Genomic DNA, 16804 nt, shown 5'->3' on the forward strand with positions numbered 1-16804 from the left:
CGAGAAAGTTACCGGTAACAGTTCGCCCTTCCAGCAAAACTGTTACCGGTAACGTTTGTCAAGGCACGAGCACCAGGCGGATCGGGTCGCCCTCCTTGGCGTCGAGGCGGCGGACGGCCTCGGCCGCGTCGGCCAGGCGCAGCGCGCCGCTGACCGAGCGGGAGAACTCGACCCGGCCGCCGGCCACCAGGTCGAGCAGCTCCAGCACATGCTCGGGCTGCGAGCCGTAGTGGCCGAGGATCTGCTGCTTGAGATAGCTGAAGTGGGTGCCCTGGGTGATGGTCAGCGGCTGGTCGGTGAGGCCGACCAGGATCAGCCTGCCCTCGCGGGCCATCGTCGCGGCGGCCTGCTCGCGCACCGGCGCCACGCCGGCGAAGTCGAAGGCGTACGAGAGACCGCGCCCCCGCGTCGCCTCCTTCACCCGCGTCGCGAAGACAGGGTCGGCCGGGTCCAGGGCGAGGTCGGCGCCGAAGGCCAGCGCGCGTTCGCGGGCGGCCGGCAGCGGATCGATCGCGATGACCGGGGCGGCGCCGATGACGCGCAGCAGCTGCACGGCGTGCGCGCCGAGGCCGCCGACACCCCAGACGCCGACCGGCCGGGCCGGGGCCACCCGGGCGGTCTCGACGATCGCGGCCCACGGCGTGGAGACCGCGTCGGGAATGAAGCAGGCCTGCTCGAACGGGAGGCTGTCGGGCAGCGGCACGACCGTGCCGGCGGTGGCGACCGCGAATTCGGCCCAGCCGCCGTCGTAGTCGACGCCGCGCGTCCAGACGACCCCGTCGCGCTCCTCGCCGGCCTGGAGCAGCACCCGCTGGCCGACCGTGAGCCCGGTGACGCCGTCGCCGATCTCGTCGATGACACCGGCGGTCTCGTGCCCGAGCGTGACGCTGTCGCCCGGCAGCAGCAGCGGCTTGATGACGCCCTGGATGAGGTGGACGTCGGAGAGGCAGACACCGGCCGCCTTGACGGCGATCCGGACCTGGCCGGGGCCGGCGTGCGGCTCGGCGATCTCTTCGACAGCGAACGTTCCGGTGGAAACGTCGAGACGTCCTGCGAGCATGGTTGCTCCTCGGTCGGTAATTTCAGTACCCTCGGTATCGAGTGAATACCCGCGGTATCGAGAGGTCAATGTCTGACATGCCACAAGATCGACGACGGCCACGGCGCGAGGACGTCCGGCGCGATCTGCTCACCGCGGCGGCCGAGGAATTCCGGCTCTCGGGGTACGCGGCCACCCGGCTCGAAGCGATCGCCGCGCGCGCCGGCTACACGAAGGGCGCGGTCTACTCCAACTTCGGCTCGAAACAGGAACTCTTCGCCGAGCTGCTCGACGAGCAGGTGACAGCCCTCATCGCCACCTCGGTCGAGCAGATCTCGACGGCCCGGGCCGAGGACGTGGCGCTGCGCCTGGCCCGGTTGTCGCTCGACGAACAGCGCTGGCACGTGCTCATCGCCGAGTTCGCCGTGCAGGCCACCACCGACCCCGGCGTGGCCGCCGTCTACCTGGCCAGCCGCCACCGGCTGATGACCGCGCTGGCCGGCCTGATCCGCGACAACGCCGCCCCTCTCGGCGTCACCGGCGACCCGTGGAGCATCGCCTTTCTGATCCTGAGCACGACCAACGTCCTGGGCGTGCACGGCGTCATCGAGCCCGCGGCCCTCCCGCTGGAGCGGCGCGCCGAACTCTTCGCCGCGGTCCTGCGCGCCTAGCTCTAGCGCCCCGCCTCCGCCAGGGCTCGGGGCAGCTCGCGGCGGGAGGCGACGCCGAGCTTGCCGAGGACGCGGCGGACGTGCCGCGGACAGCGCCTCCCGGAATCGGCCGGATCCGTTGTGCAGAACGGCGCCGAGATAGTGGAACCAGGTGATCCCGACGCCCTCCCCCAGCGCCTCGGCCAGCTCGGCCGACTCGGCGACGAGCTTGGCCGCCCCGCCGGCTCCGCGCCAGGCGGCCACCGACTCGTCCGGGCCGTCGGCGGCCTGAGCTCGGTGCCAAGCGCCACGGTCCGGGTCGGCCCGTTCGTCTGTCACGTGGGCCAGGGCGCGGTGGGCGGCGCGGCGGTCGTCCCGTGGTGCCGCGCCGTAGACGGCCGAGCGTGCCAGCGTGTGCCGGAAACGGACCGTGGCGCCGATCGTGAGCAGCCCCGCCGCGCGGACCTCGTCGGCGGCGGCGCGGGCGATGCCGAGGCGGCGGGCGGCGCGCCACATCAGGGCCGGATCGCCGACCGGGTCGGCGGCCGCGATGAGCAGCAGCGTGCGGGCGCCGGCCGGCCAGTCCGCGGCTGCGGGCGGCGAAGCTCTCCTCCAGACGGCCGGCCAGCGGCAGCGCCCCGGGCAGCCCGAAGCCGCCGGCCAGCCTCATCGGGGTGCGGGCCGGCGGAAGTTCGAGCAGCGCGAGGGGATTGCCGTGCGCCTCGGCGAGGATCGCGTCGCGGACCCGCTCGTCCAGCGGCCAGCGGACGACCGTGTCGAGCAGCGCCCGCGAGTCGAGGTCACCGAGGCCCTCGACGGTCCGGGTGGGCAGGCCGTCGAACTCCCGCACCGCCGGCCGCAGCGCGTACAGCATCACCACCGACTCGGCCTGGAGCCGGCGCGTGACGAACGCGAGCACCCGAGCGGACGCCTGGTCGAGCCATTGCGCGTCGTCGACCACGCAGAGAAGCGGCTTCTCGGCGGCCGCCTCGCCGAGCAGGCTGAGCGTGGCCAGCCCGACCAGGAACGGATCGGGGGCGCCGGGTGAACGGCCCGCGGCGAGGCCGAAGACCGTGGCCACGTATGTCGCCGGCCACGGCGTTACCGGGCGGCCTCCTCGAGCCACGTGTGCAGCGCCTTGAGCGCGTCGGGGGCGATGCCGTGGCCGACGGGATCGCGGCGGGCCTCGGCGAGGGCGCCGGACTCCATGGTCACGTAGGCCCAGGTCCGGTCCTGGAGTTCGCGGGGAATGACGGTGTCGTGGTCGCCCTGGGCGACCAGCACCGGCACGCCGGACAGGCGCTGGGGCGTGACGGGCACCCCGGCGTCGAACGGCAGGGTGCCGTAGAGGATGGCGGCGCCGGCGAAACGGGTGGGGTCGTCGAGCAGGAGACCGCCGGCGAACGCCGCTCCCCCGCTGAAGCCGGCGAGGACCACCGGGCGGCCCTTCGCCGTGGCGTCCAGCCATTCACGGAACCAGTCGATGCTCGCGCGCAGCGATTCGGGGCGGGGGCGGCCGATCCCCCGGTTGGCGAACCAGGCGTATCCGGTTCCTTCGGCGATCGGCGCGCGGACCGCCGCGTACGCCAGGGAAGCCGGAAGATGGCCGGCGCGTCAACCTTTCTCGGGTGAGGTCACGGCTTCTCCACCTCTTCGAAGACCAGCAGGGTACGGGTGTTGACGACGCCGGGCATGCCCTGGATCTCGTCGAGCACGAGGCGGCCGAGGGCCGCGTTGTCCGGCGCGCGTACCAGCATGATGACGTCGAACTCGCCGCCGACCAGGGCGATGTGCACGACGCCGGGCAGCGCCCGGAGCTGGTCGGCCACGTCGCGCCACTCGGCCTGGTTGAGGTTCACCGTCACGTAGGCCGAGGTGCCCAGGCCGGCCGCGACCGGGTCGACGTCGGCCCGGAAGCCGCGGATCACGTTCGTGGAGCGCAGGCGCTCGACCCGGGCGTAGGCGTTGGCCCGGGAGATGTGCAGGCGCTCGGCCAGGGTACGCATCGACAGGCGCCCGTCCTGGGTGAGCTCGGCCAGAATCTGGCGATCGATGTCGTCGACCACTTGTCTCGCCCCTCCGATCCACTAGGCGCCCGGCCGAGACGTTTGGCTCCCAAGAACTCGTGGCGAGCGTACATCTTCTCGGTTTTCACCCGATAGTGGAAACCAATTGGCATGAAGCGAAGCATGTCCACATGACAGGTGACGCACACCACCTTCTCCCCTCGGCCACGCCCGTGACGCTGATCGGCGTCGACGGCCGGGCCGTACGAGACGAGTTGCCGGACGACGCGGCGCTGCTGAGGGCCCTACAGGGTCTGATCACCGCGCGCCGGCTCAACGAGCAGGCATACGCCCTGGTCCGCCAGGGCCGGCTGGCCGTCTACCCGTCGTCGCACGGGCAGGAGGCCTGCCAGGTCGGGGCGGCCCAGGTGCTCGGCGACGGCGACTGGCTGTTCCCCACCTACCGGGACACGGCGGCCATCGCCGAGCGCGGCGTCGACCCGGTCGAGGCGCTCAGCCTGCTCAAGGGCGACTGGCACTGCGGTTACGACCCGCATGAACACAAGGTCGCCCCGCACACGACGCCGCTCGCCACCCAGCTGCCGCACGCGGTCGGCGTGGCGCACGCCGCCCGGCTCAAGGGCGAGCGAACAGTCGTGATGGCCCTCTGCGGCGACGGCGGCACGAGCGAGGGCGACTTCCACGAGGCGCTGAACTTCGCCGCCGTCCTCAAGGCGCCCGTGGTGTTCTTCCTCCAGAACAACGAGTACGCCATCAGCGTCCCGCTCTCCCGGCAGACCGCCGCTCCTTCCCTGGCCTACAAGGGCATCGGGTACGGGATCAGGAGCGAGCGCGTGGACGGCAACGACGTCGCCGCCGTGCTGGCCGTGCTGACGGACGCCGTGAATCGAGCGCGCGCCGGTGAGGGACCGCAGCTCGTCGAGGCCCACACGTACCGGATGCAGGCGCACACCAACGCGGACGACGCGACGCGCTACCGCACCGACGACGAGGTGGCGGCCTGGGTCGAGCGCGACCCGATCGTCCGCCTCGAGAAGCACCTGCGCGATCGGGGTCTGCTGACCGACGATTCGCTCGCCGAGATGCGGGCGGCGGCCGAGAAGACGGCAGAGCACATGCGCGACGGCATCAACCGCGATGTCGAGCCCGACCCCCACGACCTTTTCGCTTATGTGTACGCCGAACCGACAACCCAACTGCGGGAGCAGGGGGCCCAGGCATGACCGTCCACGAGAAGCTTTCGATGGGGCAGGCGCTCAACCGGGCCCTGCGCGACGCGATGGCCGCCGATCCGGCGGTGGTCGTCTTCGGCGAGGACGTGGGCCCGCTCGGCGGGGTCTTCCGGATCACCGACGGCCTGACCGCCGAGTTCGGCGAGGACCGCTGCTTCGACACGCCGCTGGCCGAGTCGGGCATCGTCGGTGTCGCCGTCGGCATGGCCATGAACGGGATGCGCCCGGTCGTCGAGATGCAGTTCGACGCGTTCGCCTATCCGGCGTTCGAGCAGATCGTCAGCCATGTGGCGAAGATGCGGAACCGTACGCGCGGCAAGGTGTCCCTGCCGATGGTGATCCGCGTTCCGTACGCGGGCGGCATCGGCGGTGTCGAACACCACTGCGACTCGTCGGAGGCGTATTACGCGCACACGCCGGGCCTGCACGTGGTCGCCCCGGCCACCCCGTCGGACGCGTACGGCCTGCTGCGGGAGGCGATCGCCTCGCCCGACCCGGTCGTCTTCCTGGAGCCGAAGAAGCTCTACTGGAGCAAGGAGGAGGTCGAGCTCTCCGGTCGCCCGGCGGCGGGCATCGGCAAGGCGGTCGTCCGCCGGGAGGGCACCGACGCGACCCTGATCGCCTACGGGCCGTCGGTGCCGGTCGCGCTGGAGGCGGCCGAGGTCGCCGACCGGGAGGGCCGCAGCCTTCAGGTCGTGGACCTGCGGTCGATCGTGCCGTTCGACGACGAGACGGTGTGCGCGGCGGTCCGGTCGACCGGGCGGGCCGTGGTGGTCGCCGAGGCGAGCGGGTTCGCCAGCGTCTCCTCGGAGATCGTGGCCCGGGTGACCGAGCGCTGCTTCCACTCGCTGGCGGCGCCGATCCGGCGGGTGACCGGCTACGACATCCCCTACCCGCCGCCGAAGCTGGAGCACCTGCACCTGCCCGATGTGGACCGGGTGCTCGAAGCGGTCGACGACCTGCAGTGGGAGGACTCGTGAGCGGCCAGGTGTTCCTGCTGCCCGACCTCGGCGAGGGGCTGACCGAGGCGGAGGTGGTGCGCTGGCTGGTGAAGGAGGGTGACACCGTCGCCGTCGACCAGCCGGTCGTGGAGGTGGAGACGGCCAAGTCGCTGGTCGAGGTGCCGACGCCGTTCGCCGGTGAGGTCGCGGTGCGCCACGCCCCCGAGGGCTCGGTGCTGGAGGTCGGCAAGCCGCTGCTGACGGTCGGCGCGGTCGCCGCGCCGACGCCGGCCGAGACCTACCGCGAGGAGGAGCGTGCCGGATCCGGGAACGTCCTGATCGGGTACGGGACGAGCGCCGCGCCGGCCGCCTCGGGCCGCCGCCGGCGGCGGCCCGTGCACACGACGGTCTCCCGGGTCCCTCTGGTGGTGTCCCCGCTGGTGCGGCGGATCGCCCGCGACAAGGGACTCGATCTGCGCACCATCACCGGCAGCGGCCCGGGCGGCCTGATCGTGCGGGCCGACGTCGAAACGGCCGCCGAGACGGCCGTGCCGCCGATGGCCCCCGCGGTGACCGTGCCGGGCGAGCAGCGGATTCCGTTGAGCGGGTTCCGCAAGGCGGTGTCGGCCGCGCTGGCCCGCAGCCGGTCCGAGATCCCCGAGGCGACGGTCTGGGTCGACGTCGACGCGACGCCGCTGTGGGAGCTGCGCGAGAGCGTACGGCCGGGTCCGGGGATCCTTTCCTACATCGCGCGGTTCGTGGTGGCCGCGCTCAAGCAGTACCCGGTGCTCAACGCGCGCCTCGACACCGAGCGCCAGGAGATCGTCCAGTACGACCGGATCGACCTCGGCATCGCGGTGCAGGGCTCGCGGGGGCTGGTGGTGCCGGCGGTGACCGACGCCGGGTCGATGACCACGACCCGGCTCGACGAGGAGATCCGGAAGGTGACCGCCGCCGCCCGGGAGGGCACCGTGGGCGCCCCGGCCGGGACGTTCACGCTGAACAACTACGGCGGCTTCAACGTGGACGGCAGCGCCGCCATCATCAACCATCCGCAGGTGGCGATCCTCGGCTTCGGCCGCATCATCGACCGCCCGTGGGTGGTCGGCGGTGAGCTGTGCGTCCGCAAGATCACCCAGATGAGCTTCGTCTTCGATCACCGCGTCTGCGACGGCGGCACGGCCGCCGGCTTCATGCGCGCGGTCGCCGACGCCATCGAGAACCCGGCGGCCGCGATCGCCCGGTTGTGATCGTGAGGGGCGGGTGAGTGACCCGCCCCTTCACCCTGTGAGGATGGCTTCCATGACTCATGTATCGGGGGGACCGGACGTCCGCGTGACCGGGCGGCGGGTGGTGGCGACCATCATCGACGGCATCGTGCTCGGCGTGATCGGCAATATTCTGGCCGCGGTGTTCGACCTGGACGTCGTCGTCAGCGGCCGTGAGCTGACCCACCTGGCGAGCGGCGGCAATCTCCTGCTTTTCGTGGTCGCCACGCTCTACTACGTCCTGATGGAGGGCTACCTGGGCCGTACGGTGGGCAAGATGGTGACCGGGATCAGGGTGGTCGACGGCGAGACCGGCCGTACCCCGCCGGGCGTCGGCAAGGCGATCCTGCGCACCATCTTCCGCATCATCGACAGCATCTTCGGCTACCTGGTCGCGTTCATCGTCGTCCTGTCCTCCCCGCGCCGCCGCCGCGTCGGCGACATCGTCGCCCGCACCCAGGTCGTCCGCGGCTAGCTCGGCGACGGTGTCGTCGCGGCTTTGAGGCGCCGGCTGATCTGGTCCATCGCGGACCGGAGTTCGGCCGGCTCGACCTCGCTCAGGTCGGTGTCGAAGGTGATGAACAGACCGGCGATCCCGGCCCAGGACCAGCCGCCGATGGTGAGCCGGCTGCGGTCGGCGCCGGCGGGCTCGACGACGGAACCGCCCGGCGCCCAGCGAGCGGCGACCTCGGCCGGCAGCTCGAGGACGGCCGAGCCGACGCACTGCCACCGGCCGGGCGTGTCACCGCGGTCCGGGTTCCGCACGACCAGGCGGGTCAGGTCGTCGCGGGTGAGCGGCTGGGGCGTGAACACCGCCCCGCCGCCGGGGGTGTGCGGGCGGATCCGGTCGACCCGGTAGGTGTGCCACTCCCGGTCGCGGTGGCCGCGGGCGATCAGGTACCAGCGCCCGGCCCAGACGACCAGGTGATGCGGCTCGACCTCGCGGGGCGGGCGGAACCCGGGCCGGCCGGGCTCGGTCACGCAGCCGTCGGGGTCGAGGTAGTCGAAGCGCAACACCCGGGCGGTACGGATCGCCGCGCCGACCGTCCGCAGCGTGCCCACGTCGATCGGCGGGGCGGAGAACTCCCAGTAGTTGCGCAGCGAGGTGACCTCGAAGGCCTCGCTCGCCGCGCGCAGCCGGGCCGGCATGACCTGGCGCAGGGTGGTGAGCGCCCGGGCCACGGCGTCGTCGATCCCGGTCACCGTCGCCGGCGCGGTCTGCAGAGCCAGCGCGATCGCGATCGCCTGGTCGTCGTCGAGCACGAGAGCCGGCAACCGGCCGCCGGCGCCGAGCCGGTATCCGCCGCCCGCCCCCATCACGGCGTTCACCGGATAGCCGAGCTCGCGCAGGGTGTCGACGTCACGCCGCAGGGTCCGGGCCGACACGTCCAGCCGGGCGGCGAGCTCGGCGCCGCGCCACTCGACGCGCGCCTCCAGCAGGGAGAGCAGGCGCAAGATCCGCGCGGAGGTATCGGCCATGGAATCCACAATTTCAGACGTGGCGGTCAGCCGGTGTCCGCCATGGTTGCCACGCTGCCGTCATGAGCACTCATCTTTCCCCGGCCGGGACGACCGTGTCCCGGCCGCCGTCGGTCGCCGGCCGGCGGGCGTCGATCGCCCTGCTGGTCGTCCTGTTCGCCTCGTTCATGGATCTGCTCGACGTCACCATCGTGACTGTCGCCGCCCCCGGCATCGCCGCCGACCTGGGTGCCGGCGAGTCCCAGCTCCAGTGGACGGTGGCCGCGTACACCCTGGCCCTCGGCTCCGGCCTGATCACCGGCGGGCGGGTCGGCGACGCGTACGGCCGCCGCCGGGTGTTCCTGGTGGCACTGGCCTGTTTCGCCGTCGCTTCGGCGGCCTGCGCGCTGGCTCCGGGGGCCGGGGCGCTGATCGCCCTGCGAGCGGTGCAGGGCCTGGCCGGCGGCTTCATGGTGCCGCAGGTCTTCGGGATCATCAGGTCCTCGTTCGCGCCGGCCGCCATGGCCAAGGCGTTCGGGGCCTACGGCGCGGTGCAGGGCCTGGCCGCTGTCGCCGGTCCGCTGCTCGGTGGCGCCCTGGTCGACGCGGACCTGTGGGGCCTGGGCTGGCGCACGGTCTTCTGGATCAACATCCCCGTCGCCGTGGTCGCCCTGGTGGTGGGGATCCGGGTGCTGCCGGAATCCACCGCGCCGGAGCGGGCCCGCCTGGACGTCGCCGGCGCGCTGCTGTCCGCGGGCGCGGTGGTGCTGGTGCTGCTGCCCCTGGTGCAGGGACGGGACTGGGGCTGGCCCTGGTGGGGATGGGCGATGCTGGTGGCCGGTCTGGGTCTGCTCGCCGGCTTCGTGGCGTACGAGCGGCGGGTGGCGAACCGGGGCGGGCAGCCGATTCTGGACCCGGCGCTGCTGACCGTACGCCCGTTCACCGCCGGGCTGGCCGCGTCGGTGCTCTTCTTCGGCGCGCTGGCGTCGTTCTTCCTGGTCCTGTCGATCTACCTGCAGTCGGAGACGGGCCGCTCGGCGTGGCAGACCGGCCTGGTGCTGTTGCCGTACGCGATCGGTTCCATGCTCACGTCCGGCGCCGGAGTGGCCCTGGCGGCCAAGGCCGGCCGGGCTCTGCTGGTCACCGGCTCGCTGACACTCGCCGCCTCACAGGGCCTGCTGTGGCTGCTGGTCCGCGACGGTGGCACACCCGGATACTGGCCTCTGGCCGGTGCCCTGTTCCTGGGCGGGCTGGGGCTCGGGCTGGCCGCCCCGATCCTGGTCAACGTCGTGCTGGCCGGCGTGCCCGGTCGTCAGGCCGGCGCCGCCGGCGGGGTGCTGTCGACCGTCACCCAGATCGGCGGAGCGGCCGGTGTCGCGGTGCTCGGCACCGTCTTCTTCAGCGCCCCGGACGGTCTCGCTCGGGTCATGCCCTGGCAGGTGGCCGCCTATCTGCTGGCCGCCCTGGTGATGCTCGCCCTGCCCCGCACCGCCGCCGCTCCCGGCCCGGGCTGACACCCCGCCGGGAGCGGCCGGGAGTCAGCTCTCGCGGGTGGCGGCGAGGGCCCAGGCGACCAGCGCCGGCTGGCCGAGCAGGCGCAGCGCCCGCTTGCGGTCGGTGTCCAGGCCGAAGCCGTCCTTGCGCTCGGTGTACTGGGCGATGTTGCCGGGGAAGACCCCGACGAAGAAGGCGGCCGCCAGTTTGCCCAGGCGGCCGCGGGTCGGCTGCTTCCAGGTGGACAGCAGCGCGGCGCCGAGGCCGAGCTCGACCAGGCCGGAGGCCAGCACGACGAAGTCCGGGTCGAGGGGCACCCAGGACGGCACCTGGGCCTGGAACTCCTCGCGCTGGGTCGTCAGGTGGCCGGCGCCGGCGGTCAGCAGCACCAGGCCGAGGGCGGCCTGGGCGAGATTGCGAGTCTTCGACATGCCGGCCTTCTTACCCGTTGAAGGTCGCGGGATGCGGGCCCGTACGGCCGTCGCTCTCCAGAGCGTCGATCGCGGCCAGCTCGGCCGGCGTCAGGTCGAAGCCGAAGACGTCGAGGTTGGCCGCGATGCGGGCCGGGGTGACCGACTTCGGGATGACCACGCGGCCCTGCTGGAGGTGCCAGCGCAGGACGGCCTGGGCCGGGGTGACCCCGTGGTCGCGGGCGGCGGCCACCACGGGCGCCGCGTCGAGGACGGCGCCCTGGGCGAGCGGGCTCCAGGCCTCGGTGACGATGCCGAGGGCGGTGTTCGCGGCCACGGTCTCGCGGTTCTGCAGGGCCGGGTGCAGCTCGATCTGGTTGACCGAGGGCACGGCGCCGCCGAGGGCGGCCACCCGGTCGAGGTGTCCAGGCAGGAAGTTGGAGACGCCGATGGAGCGGGTCAGCTTCTCGGCGCGCAGTTCCTCGAGGGCCTGCCACGTCTCCAGGTAGGCGTCGGTGGCGGGGGCCGGCCAGTGGATGAGGTACAGGTCGACCCGGTCGAGACCCAGGGCGTCGAGGCTCCGGCGCAGGGCGTCACGGGTGGGCGTACGGCCGAAATCGGAGATCCACAGCTTGGTCGTGACGAAGAGCTCGTCGCGGAGCAGGCCGGAGGCCGCGATCGCGCGGCCGACGCCGGCCTCGTTGCCGTAGGCCGACGCGGTGTCGATGCTGCGGTAGCCCGCCTCGAGCGCGGTGGAGACCGCGGCCTGGGTCTGGGCGCCGGGCACCTGGAAGACGCCGAAGCCGAGCTGCGGGATGGTCACGCCGTCGTTGAGCGTGACGGTAGGGACGGCAGTCATTGTTTCTCCTGCAATAGACAGCGTATGCAACTAACCGATAGTTGCACGCGCGTTCTATCGGCGCAAGGCGGTGTAAGGTTGGTCGCCATGGGGATCAGCAACGACGCGGTCGAGATCCGCGCCCAGGGGTGGCGGCGCCTGGCCGCCCTGCACGGCCTCATCGAGACCGCGCTCGAGAAGGCGCTCCAGGCCGAGCACAAGCTTTCCGTCGTCGAGTTCACGGTCCTCGACGCGCTGAGCCGCCAGGACGGCTGGCACATGCGCATGCAGCAGCTGGCCCGCGCGGCCGCCCTGTCCAGCAGCGCCACCACCCGGCTGGTCACCCGCCTGGAAGACCGGGGCCTGCTGACCCGCATCCTGTGCGCCGACGACCGGCGCGGCATCTACACCGAGCTCACCGCGGCCGGGCAGCGGCTGCTGTCCGAGGCGCGGCCCACCCACGACCGCGTACTGGAGCAGTCGCTGGCCGAGGCCGGGACGATCCCCGAGCTGGAGAGCCTGGCCGCGACCCTGCATCGGGTTTGACCGGCAACCGGCGGGTATCCGATGGTCATGAGCGATCAGAGGAACGAACGGGACGCGGTGGAACAGGGCGACGGCGCGCCGGCGCCCGAGGAATCGCCCAGCCGGGCCGGAACCGAGGACCGGCCCGACCTGAAGGAGCACGACAAGGCCGACCCGGCCGACGGCACCGACGTCTGACGGCGTTCACGAGGCCAGGCCCCGGATCAGCTCGATCGTGCGGCTGAGATGGGGCTCGGCCCGATCGGCCCGGTGGGCCAGGGCCAGGTCGACGGTGGCGGCCGGGCCGGCCAGCGGGCGGTAGACCACACCGTCGAGGGCCAGGGCGGTCACCGGCTCCGGCACCACCGCCACACCCAGGCCGCCGGCCACCAGAGTGATGACGGTGGACGTCTCGCCGACCTCGTGCCGGACGCGGGGCTCGAGGCCGGCGTCGCGGAACAGGCCGAGCACCACGCCGTACATCACCGAACGGCGACCGGCGGAGTGCACGATCAGCGGCGTCTCCCCCAGGTCGGTGACCCGTACCCGCTCACGCCCGGTCAGTGGATGCGCGGCCGGGAGCGCGACGACCAGGCGGTCGCGGCGCAGCGGGGTGACGGTCAGGGACCGGTCGGCCACCGGCGGGCGCAGCAGCGCCAGGTCGATCTCACCCGAGCGCAGCGCCTCGACCTGGTCGGGCGCGAGCATCTCGCCCCGGAACGAGAAGTCGACGCCCGGCAGTTCGACCGCGAGGTGCCGGGAGAGGGCGGGCAACAGGCTGTACGTGACCGAGCCGACGCAGCCGATGGCCAGATGACCGACCACGCCCGCCGCGACCCGGCGCGCCTCGTGACCGGCCTGCTCCACGTCGGCCAGGATCGCCTTCACCCGCGCCAGGTAGGCCCGGCCGGCCTCGGTCAGCTCGACCCGGCGGGTGGTGCGGTGCAGCAGTTCGACACCGAGCTCGGCCTCGAGCCGGCGGATCGCCTGGGACAGCGGCGGCTGGGCGATGTGCAGCCGCGCGGCGGCCCGCCCGAAGTGGCGCTCCTCGGCCACGACCAGGAAGTACCGCAGGTGGCGCAGCTCCATACGGCCAGCAGGCTATCAAAACGGGCGTACGGGCTGGTCGAGCACGTCGTCGTCCGCGGCCACCGGATATCGCGCCACCAGGGCCAGCGCTTCGTCCTCGCGGCCGCGCACCGCGTACGCCACGACCAGGTGGGCCCGCAGCAGCGCCACGTCCTCGTCGTCCCGGCCCAGCACGGCGTGGGCGCGGGCGAGCAGCCCCTCGTCCGGTGGCGTCTCGGCGGCCAGGCGGATCAGCGCGCGCAGGGTTCGCGGGTCGTCCGGCCCCAGCAGCCGTTCCAGGTCGCCGGCGATCCCCCGTTTCCGGTGGCGCTCCTCGTCCGGCCCGGCCGGCCACCGCACGTATCGCGCGTGCTCCTCGCGGGCCGCCACGGTATCCGGATGCACCGGCCCGAGGTCGCGCGCGCGGTCGGCCACGATCCGTTCGCAGGCGGCCGCGACCTGCCCGAACAGCGCCCGGGCCGCTCCCTCGTCGCCGAAACGCCGGTGCAGCGCCGCCAGCCGCGCCCGGGCCCGAAGCGTCCCGATGTCGTCCGGCCCGGCGGCCGCCTCGCGCCAGCCGCGCAGGATCCGTTTCCGCAACGCCGAGCGGACCGGCCCGGGCGACGACCAGAACTCCAGGCGGGACAGGGTCTCCAGAGTGTCCGGGTGGGCCTCGCCGAGGATCCGGGCGCGCGCGGCCGCGATGCTCTCCAGCTCGGCGATCAGGCGCGGCTCACGGTCGCCCTCGGCACCCCAGCGCACCAGGGCCAGCTCCTCGCGGACGGTGAGGGTGTCCGGGTGCTCCGGCCCGAGGGTCCGCGCCCGGCTTTCGGCTGCCTTCGCGAGCTCACCGATGGCCGCGTCCTCCCAGACCGCGTGGCCGGGATCGTCGTACTCGGGCGTCGACCGGTAGGCCCCGGCCAGCTCGATCCGGCTGCGCACGGTACGCGGGTGGTCGGCGCTCAGGGTCCGCTCCCGCTCGGCCAGGGCGGCCTGGAGCCGGCGAACCTCGACGACCCGGCTGCGGCGCACGACCGGAGACTACAACGAAGCCACCGGGCGCCCTCCCCCGCTCAGGTGAGGCGCCCGGTGGCTTCGCGACAGCTACCGCGTCACGGGGCCAGCAGGGAGTCGCTGACCGCCGTCACCCGGCCGAGCTTGAGGGTGGCCACGTCGGCCTCCTCGTACGAGGCGGCCTGGTGGGCCCACTGCGAGCGGCCGCCGGCCGTGCGGAAGTGCACCTTGACCGGGCCGGGGGCGAGCTTGGAGAAACGGTAGCGGCCGTCGGCGCCGGTGGTGGTGGTCAGGCCGAACGCGTTCTCGATGTTGACGAAGTCGACCGAGGCGCCCGCGACCGGCGCGCCGGTCTCGTCGGTGAGGCGGCCGGTCAGGGTGGCGGCGTGGAACAGGCGCTCGCTGACGCGCAGGGTGCGGCCCTCCCGGACCGTGTGGACGGTGGCCTGCGCGAAGTCGAGCGTCCGCGGCGAGTACTGCTGGAGGTGGCCGTCGGTGAAGCTGACGACGTACGCGTCGCCGGCCGGCACCTCGATGGCGTAGCGGCCGTCGGCGGCCGTCGTGGCCGTGAACGGCCGGGCGGTGTCGATGTCGTCGACGGTGACCTTGACACCGGCGGCCGGGCGGCCGGCCGGGGTGACGACGCGACCGGCGATGGTGCCGTTGTCCACATCGGTCCCGGCGGCCTGGGCCGGGGCGGCGAAGGCGGTGGTGGCGACGAAGGCGGCGGCGAGGGTGGCGGTGATGACCTGGCGACGGCGCATTTCTGTGTTCTCCCCGTGAAGAAGTGGTGTGCGGAGAACGCTATGCGGGCCGGTCAGCGAGCGGGATCGATCTCTGTGGCAGGTGGCACGAAACCGGTAGCCGCGAGGAGCCGGGCGGCCACCGAGTGACACCGGGCCGACAGTTCGGGCGGTTCCAGCACCTGGAATTCATGCCCCAGCAGGACCACGTGCATGAGAATGAAATCCAGGTTGTCGGCCCCACTGACCACTTCGGAGTTTCCGTCGTCGCGCTCGTAGACGATGGCGGCCGAGGGCGGGACCGCCGCCCGCACGACGGATGCCGGAGCGTGCACCAGGAAGCGGCCCTGATACTTGTAGACCCGGCTCGTCACTCCTTCTTGGACATAGGTGGCCGCGTCCGGTGCCGGGCGTGGCCGGAAACGCCAGGTGCGCGCGGACACCTCGCTCATCCGGTCAACCCGGAAGGTGCGCCAGTCGTCGCGATCGAGGTCGTACGCGAACAGGTACCACCGCTTGTCCGAGGCGACCAGCCGGTACGGCTCGGCGTGCCGCGGCCCCGAGGTGTACGTGAAGTCGACGAGCACCTGGTCGCGGCAGGCCCGGGCCAGCGTCATCAGGTCGGCCGGATCGCCGAAGGAGCGCTCGCGGCCGAACGACGAGACGGACCCCGACAGCGCCTTCACCGACTGCCGCAGCCGGGCCGGAAGCACCTGATCGAGCTTGGACAGGGCCCGCAGCGCCGCCTCCCCGCCGACTCCGGCCAGCAGGGAGACGGCGGTCGCGATGGCCTCCTCGTCGTCGAGCAGCAGCGGCGGCAGCGCCTGCCCGGGACCGAGCTGATATCCGCCGCCGGCGCCCTGGCCGGCGTTGACCGGGTAGCCGAGCGTGCGCAGCCGGTCGACGTCGCGGCGGACCGTGCGGGACGTGACGCCGAGCCGTTCCGCCAGCTCGGGCCCGGTCCAGACGCGGCGTTGCTGAAGCAGGCCCAGGAGCGTGAGCACCCGTTCGGTCGTGTCCATGTCACCCACCTTGTCAGAGATAGCGGACCGATCCTGTCCGCCTCAACTGGCATGGTGCGGACATGGACCTCAACCGCGCACTTCGCGAGCAGTGGGAATGGCACTGGAATAACCAGGTCGGCCCGCGCCTGGACGGGCTCACCGACGACGAGTACTTCTGGGAGCCGGTGACGGACGGCTGGAACGTGCGGCCGCGCGGCACCTCGCCCGCGCCGGTGCACGCCGGCGGCGGCGACTTCACCATCGACTTCGCGTTTCCCGAGCCGTCGCCGCCGCCCGTCACGACGATCGCCTGGCGGCTCGGTCACGTGATCGTCGGGGTGCTCGCGATGCGCAACGCGTCCCACTTCGGCGCGCCCGCCGCCGCGTACGAGACGTGGGATTATGCCGGAACGGCGGCCGGGGCCCGCCGCCAGCTCGACGAGCAGCTGGCGATCTGGCTGGCCGGGGTGAGCCAGGCTGACCTGGAGAAGAAGGCGGGACCGAGCGAGCCCTATCCGGAGGCGACGATGGCCGAGCTGGTCCTGCACATCAACCGCGAACTGATCCATCACCTGTCCGAGGTCTGCCTGCTGCGCGACCTCTACCCGCACACGAATGGAGAAAAGCTGTGAGCACCGAGTTCCAGGTGACCTTCGACGCCCGCGACCCCAAGGCCCAGGCCGAGTTCTGGCGCCAGGTCCTCGGCTACGTCGTGCCGGCGCCGCCGGGCGTCGAGCTGGCGCCCGGCGACGACGTGTGGGCCGCCTGGGAGGAGGCGCTGGAGCGGTTCAACGTGCCGCAACAGCGGCGCAACGCGCAGTCGGCGATCGAGGATCCCGAGGGGAAGCGCCCCCGCGTGTTCTTCCAGCAGGTGCCCGAGGAGAAGGCGGTCAAGAACCGCGTTCACCTGGACGTCCGGTCGGCTCCCGGCCTTCGGGGCGAGGAACGGATGGCGGCGCTGGAGGCCGAGCACGACCGGCTCGTGGCGCTCGGGGCCAAGCGGCTGCGGCGTGAGGAGCCCGCTCCCCCGCTGAGCTTCGGGTTCATCGTGATGGCCGACCCCGAGGGCAACGAGTTCTGCCTGGACTGACCC

The 16804-nt window shown here is 72.8% G+C and carries 21 protein-coding genes; 11 read left to right on the top strand and 10 right to left on the bottom strand.

Annotated elements, in window-relative coordinates; all coding sequences use genetic code 11:
• Window positions 1–58: 58 nt before the first annotated feature.
• Window positions 59–1060 carry a zinc-binding dehydrogenase gene (locus ACGFJ7_RS18430; RefSeq protein WP_392642806.1) on the bottom strand — a complete coding sequence of 334 codons (1002 nt, stop codon included), beginning with the start codon at window positions 1058–1060 and terminating at the stop codon, window positions 59–61.
• A gap of 68 nt (window positions 1061–1128) precedes the next feature.
• Here ACGFJ7_RS18430 and ACGFJ7_RS18435 point away from each other — a divergent pair, with 68 nt between their 5' ends.
• Together ACGFJ7_RS18435 and ACGFJ7_RS18440 are read left to right on the top strand one after the other, a co-directional pair.
• Entirely contained in the window at window positions 1129–1710 is a 582-nt protein-coding gene (locus ACGFJ7_RS18435) for a TetR/AcrR family transcriptional regulator (RefSeq protein WP_392642807.1), read from the top strand.
• Between the two features lie 409 nt (window positions 1711–2119).
• Window positions 2120–2737 carry a hypothetical protein gene (locus ACGFJ7_RS18440; protein WP_392642808.1) on the top strand — a complete coding sequence of 206 codons (618 nt, stop codon included), beginning with the start codon at window positions 2120–2122 and terminating at the stop codon, window positions 2735–2737.
• A gap of 53 nt (window positions 2738–2790) precedes the next feature.
• On the opposite strand, the gene ACGFJ7_RS18445 is transcribed toward ACGFJ7_RS18440, so the two are convergent.
• Window positions 2791–3279, bottom strand: coding sequence for an alpha/beta hydrolase (locus ACGFJ7_RS18445; protein WP_392643163.1), 489 nt, complete (start codon window positions 3277–3279; stop codon window positions 2791–2793).
• Window positions 3280–3323: 44 nt separating this feature from the next.
• Complete coding sequence (locus tag ACGFJ7_RS18450; protein ID WP_360250370.1) at window positions 3324–3755, bottom strand: Lrp/AsnC family transcriptional regulator; 432 nt, start codon at window positions 3753–3755, stop codon at window positions 3324–3326.
• A 131-nt stretch (window positions 3756–3886) separates the two neighbouring features.
• Here ACGFJ7_RS18450 and pdhA point away from each other — a divergent pair, with 131 nt between their 5' ends.
• The 4 genes from pdhA to ACGFJ7_RS18470 are packed head-to-tail and all read left to right on the top strand — an operon-like array spanning window position 3887 to window position 7632.
• Window positions 3887–4939: a pyruvate dehydrogenase (acetyl-transferring) E1 component subunit alpha gene (gene pdhA, locus ACGFJ7_RS18455; protein ID WP_360250373.1), complete on the top strand. Its 1053-nt coding sequence runs from the start codon at window positions 3887–3889 to the stop codon at window positions 4937–4939.
• Complete coding sequence (locus ACGFJ7_RS18460) at window positions 4936–5928, top strand: alpha-ketoacid dehydrogenase subunit beta (protein WP_360250376.1); 993 nt, start codon at window positions 4936–4938, stop codon at window positions 5926–5928. Before pdhA ends, ACGFJ7_RS18460 begins: the two co-directional genes overlap by 4 nt.
• On the top strand, window positions 5925–7139 hold the full coding sequence (locus ACGFJ7_RS18465; RefSeq protein WP_360250378.1) for a dihydrolipoamide acetyltransferase family protein: 1215 nt from the start codon (window positions 5925–5927) through the stop codon (window positions 7137–7139). Before ACGFJ7_RS18460 ends, ACGFJ7_RS18465 begins: the two co-directional genes overlap by 4 nt.
• 52 nt (window positions 7140–7191) lie before the next feature.
• Window positions 7192–7632, top strand: a complete 441-nt coding sequence (locus ACGFJ7_RS18470) for an RDD family protein (protein WP_360250381.1) — start codon at window positions 7192–7194, stop codon at window positions 7630–7632.
• On the opposite strand, the gene ACGFJ7_RS18475 is transcribed toward ACGFJ7_RS18470, so the two are convergent.
• A complete protein-coding gene (locus ACGFJ7_RS18475) occupies window positions 7629–8636 on the bottom strand; it encodes a WYL domain-containing protein (RefSeq protein ID WP_360250384.1) in 1008 nt (335 codons plus the stop codon). The two genes, ACGFJ7_RS18470 and ACGFJ7_RS18475, sit on opposite strands and share 4 nt — an antisense overlap.
• Window positions 8637–8698: 62 nt before the next feature.
• Between ACGFJ7_RS18475 and ACGFJ7_RS18480 the strand changes: the two genes are divergently transcribed.
• The gene (locus ACGFJ7_RS18480; protein WP_392642809.1) at window positions 8699–10129 is read left to right on the top strand and encodes an MFS transporter; all 1431 of its coding nucleotides are present in this window, start codon (window positions 8699–8701) and stop codon (window positions 10127–10129) included.
• 24 nt (window positions 10130–10153) lie between these two features.
• On the opposite strand, the gene ACGFJ7_RS18485 is transcribed toward ACGFJ7_RS18480, so the two are convergent.
• Both ACGFJ7_RS18485 and ACGFJ7_RS18490 read right to left on the bottom strand, forming a co-directional pair.
• Window positions 10154–10540 carry a hypothetical protein gene (locus ACGFJ7_RS18485; RefSeq protein WP_392642810.1) on the bottom strand — a complete coding sequence of 129 codons (387 nt, stop codon included), beginning with the start codon at window positions 10538–10540 and terminating at the stop codon, window positions 10154–10156.
• Between the two features lie 10 nt (window positions 10541–10550).
• Complete coding sequence (locus tag ACGFJ7_RS18490) at window positions 10551–11378, bottom strand: aldo/keto reductase (RefSeq protein WP_360250393.1); 828 nt, start codon at window positions 11376–11378, stop codon at window positions 10551–10553.
• Window positions 11379–11465: 87 nt separating this feature from the next.
• On the opposite strand from ACGFJ7_RS18490, the gene ACGFJ7_RS18495 reads away from it, so the two are divergent.
• A complete protein-coding gene (locus tag ACGFJ7_RS18495) occupies window positions 11466–11903 on the top strand; it encodes a MarR family transcriptional regulator (protein WP_360250396.1) in 438 nt (145 codons plus the stop codon).
• Window positions 11904–11930: 27 nt separating this feature from the next.
• Entirely contained in the window at window positions 11931–12080 is a 150-nt protein-coding gene (locus ACGFJ7_RS18500; RefSeq protein WP_360250399.1) for a hypothetical protein, read from the top strand.
• A gap of 6 nt (window positions 12081–12086) precedes the next feature.
• Here the strand turns inward: ACGFJ7_RS18500 and ACGFJ7_RS18505 are convergent, their stop codons facing one another.
• From ACGFJ7_RS18505 to ACGFJ7_RS18520, 4 genes are all read right to left on the bottom strand, one after another.
• Complete coding sequence (locus ACGFJ7_RS18505; RefSeq protein ID WP_392642811.1) at window positions 12087–12971, bottom strand: LysR family transcriptional regulator; 885 nt, start codon at window positions 12969–12971, stop codon at window positions 12087–12089.
• A gap of 15 nt (window positions 12972–12986) precedes the next feature.
• Entirely contained in the window at window positions 12987–13982 is a 996-nt protein-coding gene (locus tag ACGFJ7_RS18510) for a hypothetical protein (RefSeq protein WP_392642812.1), read from the bottom strand.
• An 80-nt stretch (window positions 13983–14062) separates the two neighbouring features.
• On the bottom strand, window positions 14063–14728 hold the full coding sequence (locus ACGFJ7_RS18515; RefSeq protein ID WP_392642813.1) for a carboxypeptidase-like regulatory domain-containing protein: 666 nt from the start codon (window positions 14726–14728) through the stop codon (window positions 14063–14065).
• 53 nt (window positions 14729–14781) lie between these two features.
• Window positions 14782–15729: a YafY family protein gene (locus ACGFJ7_RS18520; RefSeq protein WP_360250411.1), complete on the bottom strand. Its 948-nt coding sequence runs from the start codon at window positions 15727–15729 to the stop codon at window positions 14782–14784.
• 62 nt (window positions 15730–15791) lie between these two features.
• Between ACGFJ7_RS18520 and ACGFJ7_RS18525 the strand changes: the two genes are divergently transcribed.
• Together ACGFJ7_RS18525 and ACGFJ7_RS18530 are read left to right on the top strand one after the other, a co-directional pair.
• Complete coding sequence (locus ACGFJ7_RS18525; protein WP_392642814.1) at window positions 15792–16343, top strand: DinB family protein; 552 nt, start codon at window positions 15792–15794, stop codon at window positions 16341–16343.
• Window positions 16340–16801 carry a VOC family protein gene (locus tag ACGFJ7_RS18530; RefSeq protein WP_392642815.1) on the top strand — a complete coding sequence of 154 codons (462 nt, stop codon included), beginning with the start codon at window positions 16340–16342 and terminating at the stop codon, window positions 16799–16801. The genes ACGFJ7_RS18525 and ACGFJ7_RS18530 overlap by 4 nt, the downstream gene beginning before the upstream one ends.
• Window positions 16802–16804: the final 3 nt, after the last annotated feature.

The sequence above is a fragment of the Actinoplanes sp. NPDC048988 genome (genome assembly GCF_043197815.1).
In the GTDB taxonomy this organism is placed as follows: Bacteria; Actinomycetota; Actinomycetes; order Mycobacteriales; family Micromonosporaceae; genus Actinoplanes.

Excerpts from the sequence above, each read along its gene's own strand:
- ACGFJ7_RS18480 (WP_392642809.1), top strand. The coding sequence starts at position 8,699 with ATGAGCACTCATCTTTCCCCGGCCGGGACGACCGTGTCCCGGCCGCCG.
- ACGFJ7_RS18525 (WP_392642814.1), top strand. The coding sequence starts at position 15,792 with ATGGACCTCAACCGCGCACTTCGCGAGCAGTGGGAATGGCACTGGAAT.
- ACGFJ7_RS18475 (WP_360250384.1), bottom strand. The coding sequence starts at position 8,636 with ATGGCCGATACCTCCGCGCGGATCTTGCGCCTGCTCTCCCTGCTGGAG.
- ACGFJ7_RS18515 (WP_392642813.1), bottom strand. The coding sequence starts at position 14,728 with ATGCGCCGTCGCCAGGTCATCACCGCCACCCTCGCCGCCGCCTTCGTC.
- ACGFJ7_RS18500 (WP_360250399.1), top strand. The coding sequence starts at position 11,931 with ATGAGCGATCAGAGGAACGAACGGGACGCGGTGGAACAGGGCGACGGC.
- ACGFJ7_RS18470 (WP_360250381.1), top strand. The coding sequence starts at position 7,192 with ATGACTCATGTATCGGGGGGACCGGACGTCCGCGTGACCGGGCGGCGG.
- ACGFJ7_RS18490 (WP_360250393.1), bottom strand. The coding sequence starts at position 11,378 with ATGACTGCCGTCCCTACCGTCACGCTCAACGACGGCGTGACCATCCCG.
- ACGFJ7_RS18435 (WP_392642807.1), top strand. The coding sequence starts at position 1,129 with ATGTCTGACATGCCACAAGATCGACGACGGCCACGGCGCGAGGACGTC.
- ACGFJ7_RS18505 (WP_392642811.1), bottom strand. The coding sequence starts at position 12,971 with ATGGAGCTGCGCCACCTGCGGTACTTCCTGGTCGTGGCCGAGGAGCGC.
- ACGFJ7_RS18520 (WP_360250411.1), bottom strand. The coding sequence starts at position 15,729 with ATGGACACGACCGAACGGGTGCTCACGCTCCTGGGCCTGCTTCAGCAA.
- ACGFJ7_RS18460 (WP_360250376.1), top strand. The coding sequence starts at position 4,936 with ATGACCGTCCACGAGAAGCTTTCGATGGGGCAGGCGCTCAACCGGGCC.
- ACGFJ7_RS18495 (WP_360250396.1), top strand. The coding sequence starts at position 11,466 with ATGGGGATCAGCAACGACGCGGTCGAGATCCGCGCCCAGGGGTGGCGG.
- ACGFJ7_RS18430 (WP_392642806.1), bottom strand. The coding sequence starts at position 1,060 with ATGCTCGCAGGACGTCTCGACGTTTCCACCGGAACGTTCGCTGTCGAA.
- ACGFJ7_RS18485 (WP_392642810.1), bottom strand. The coding sequence starts at position 10,540 with ATGTCGAAGACTCGCAATCTCGCCCAGGCCGCCCTCGGCCTGGTGCTG.
- pdhA (WP_360250373.1), top strand. The coding sequence starts at position 3,887 with ATGACAGGTGACGCACACCACCTTCTCCCCTCGGCCACGCCCGTGACG.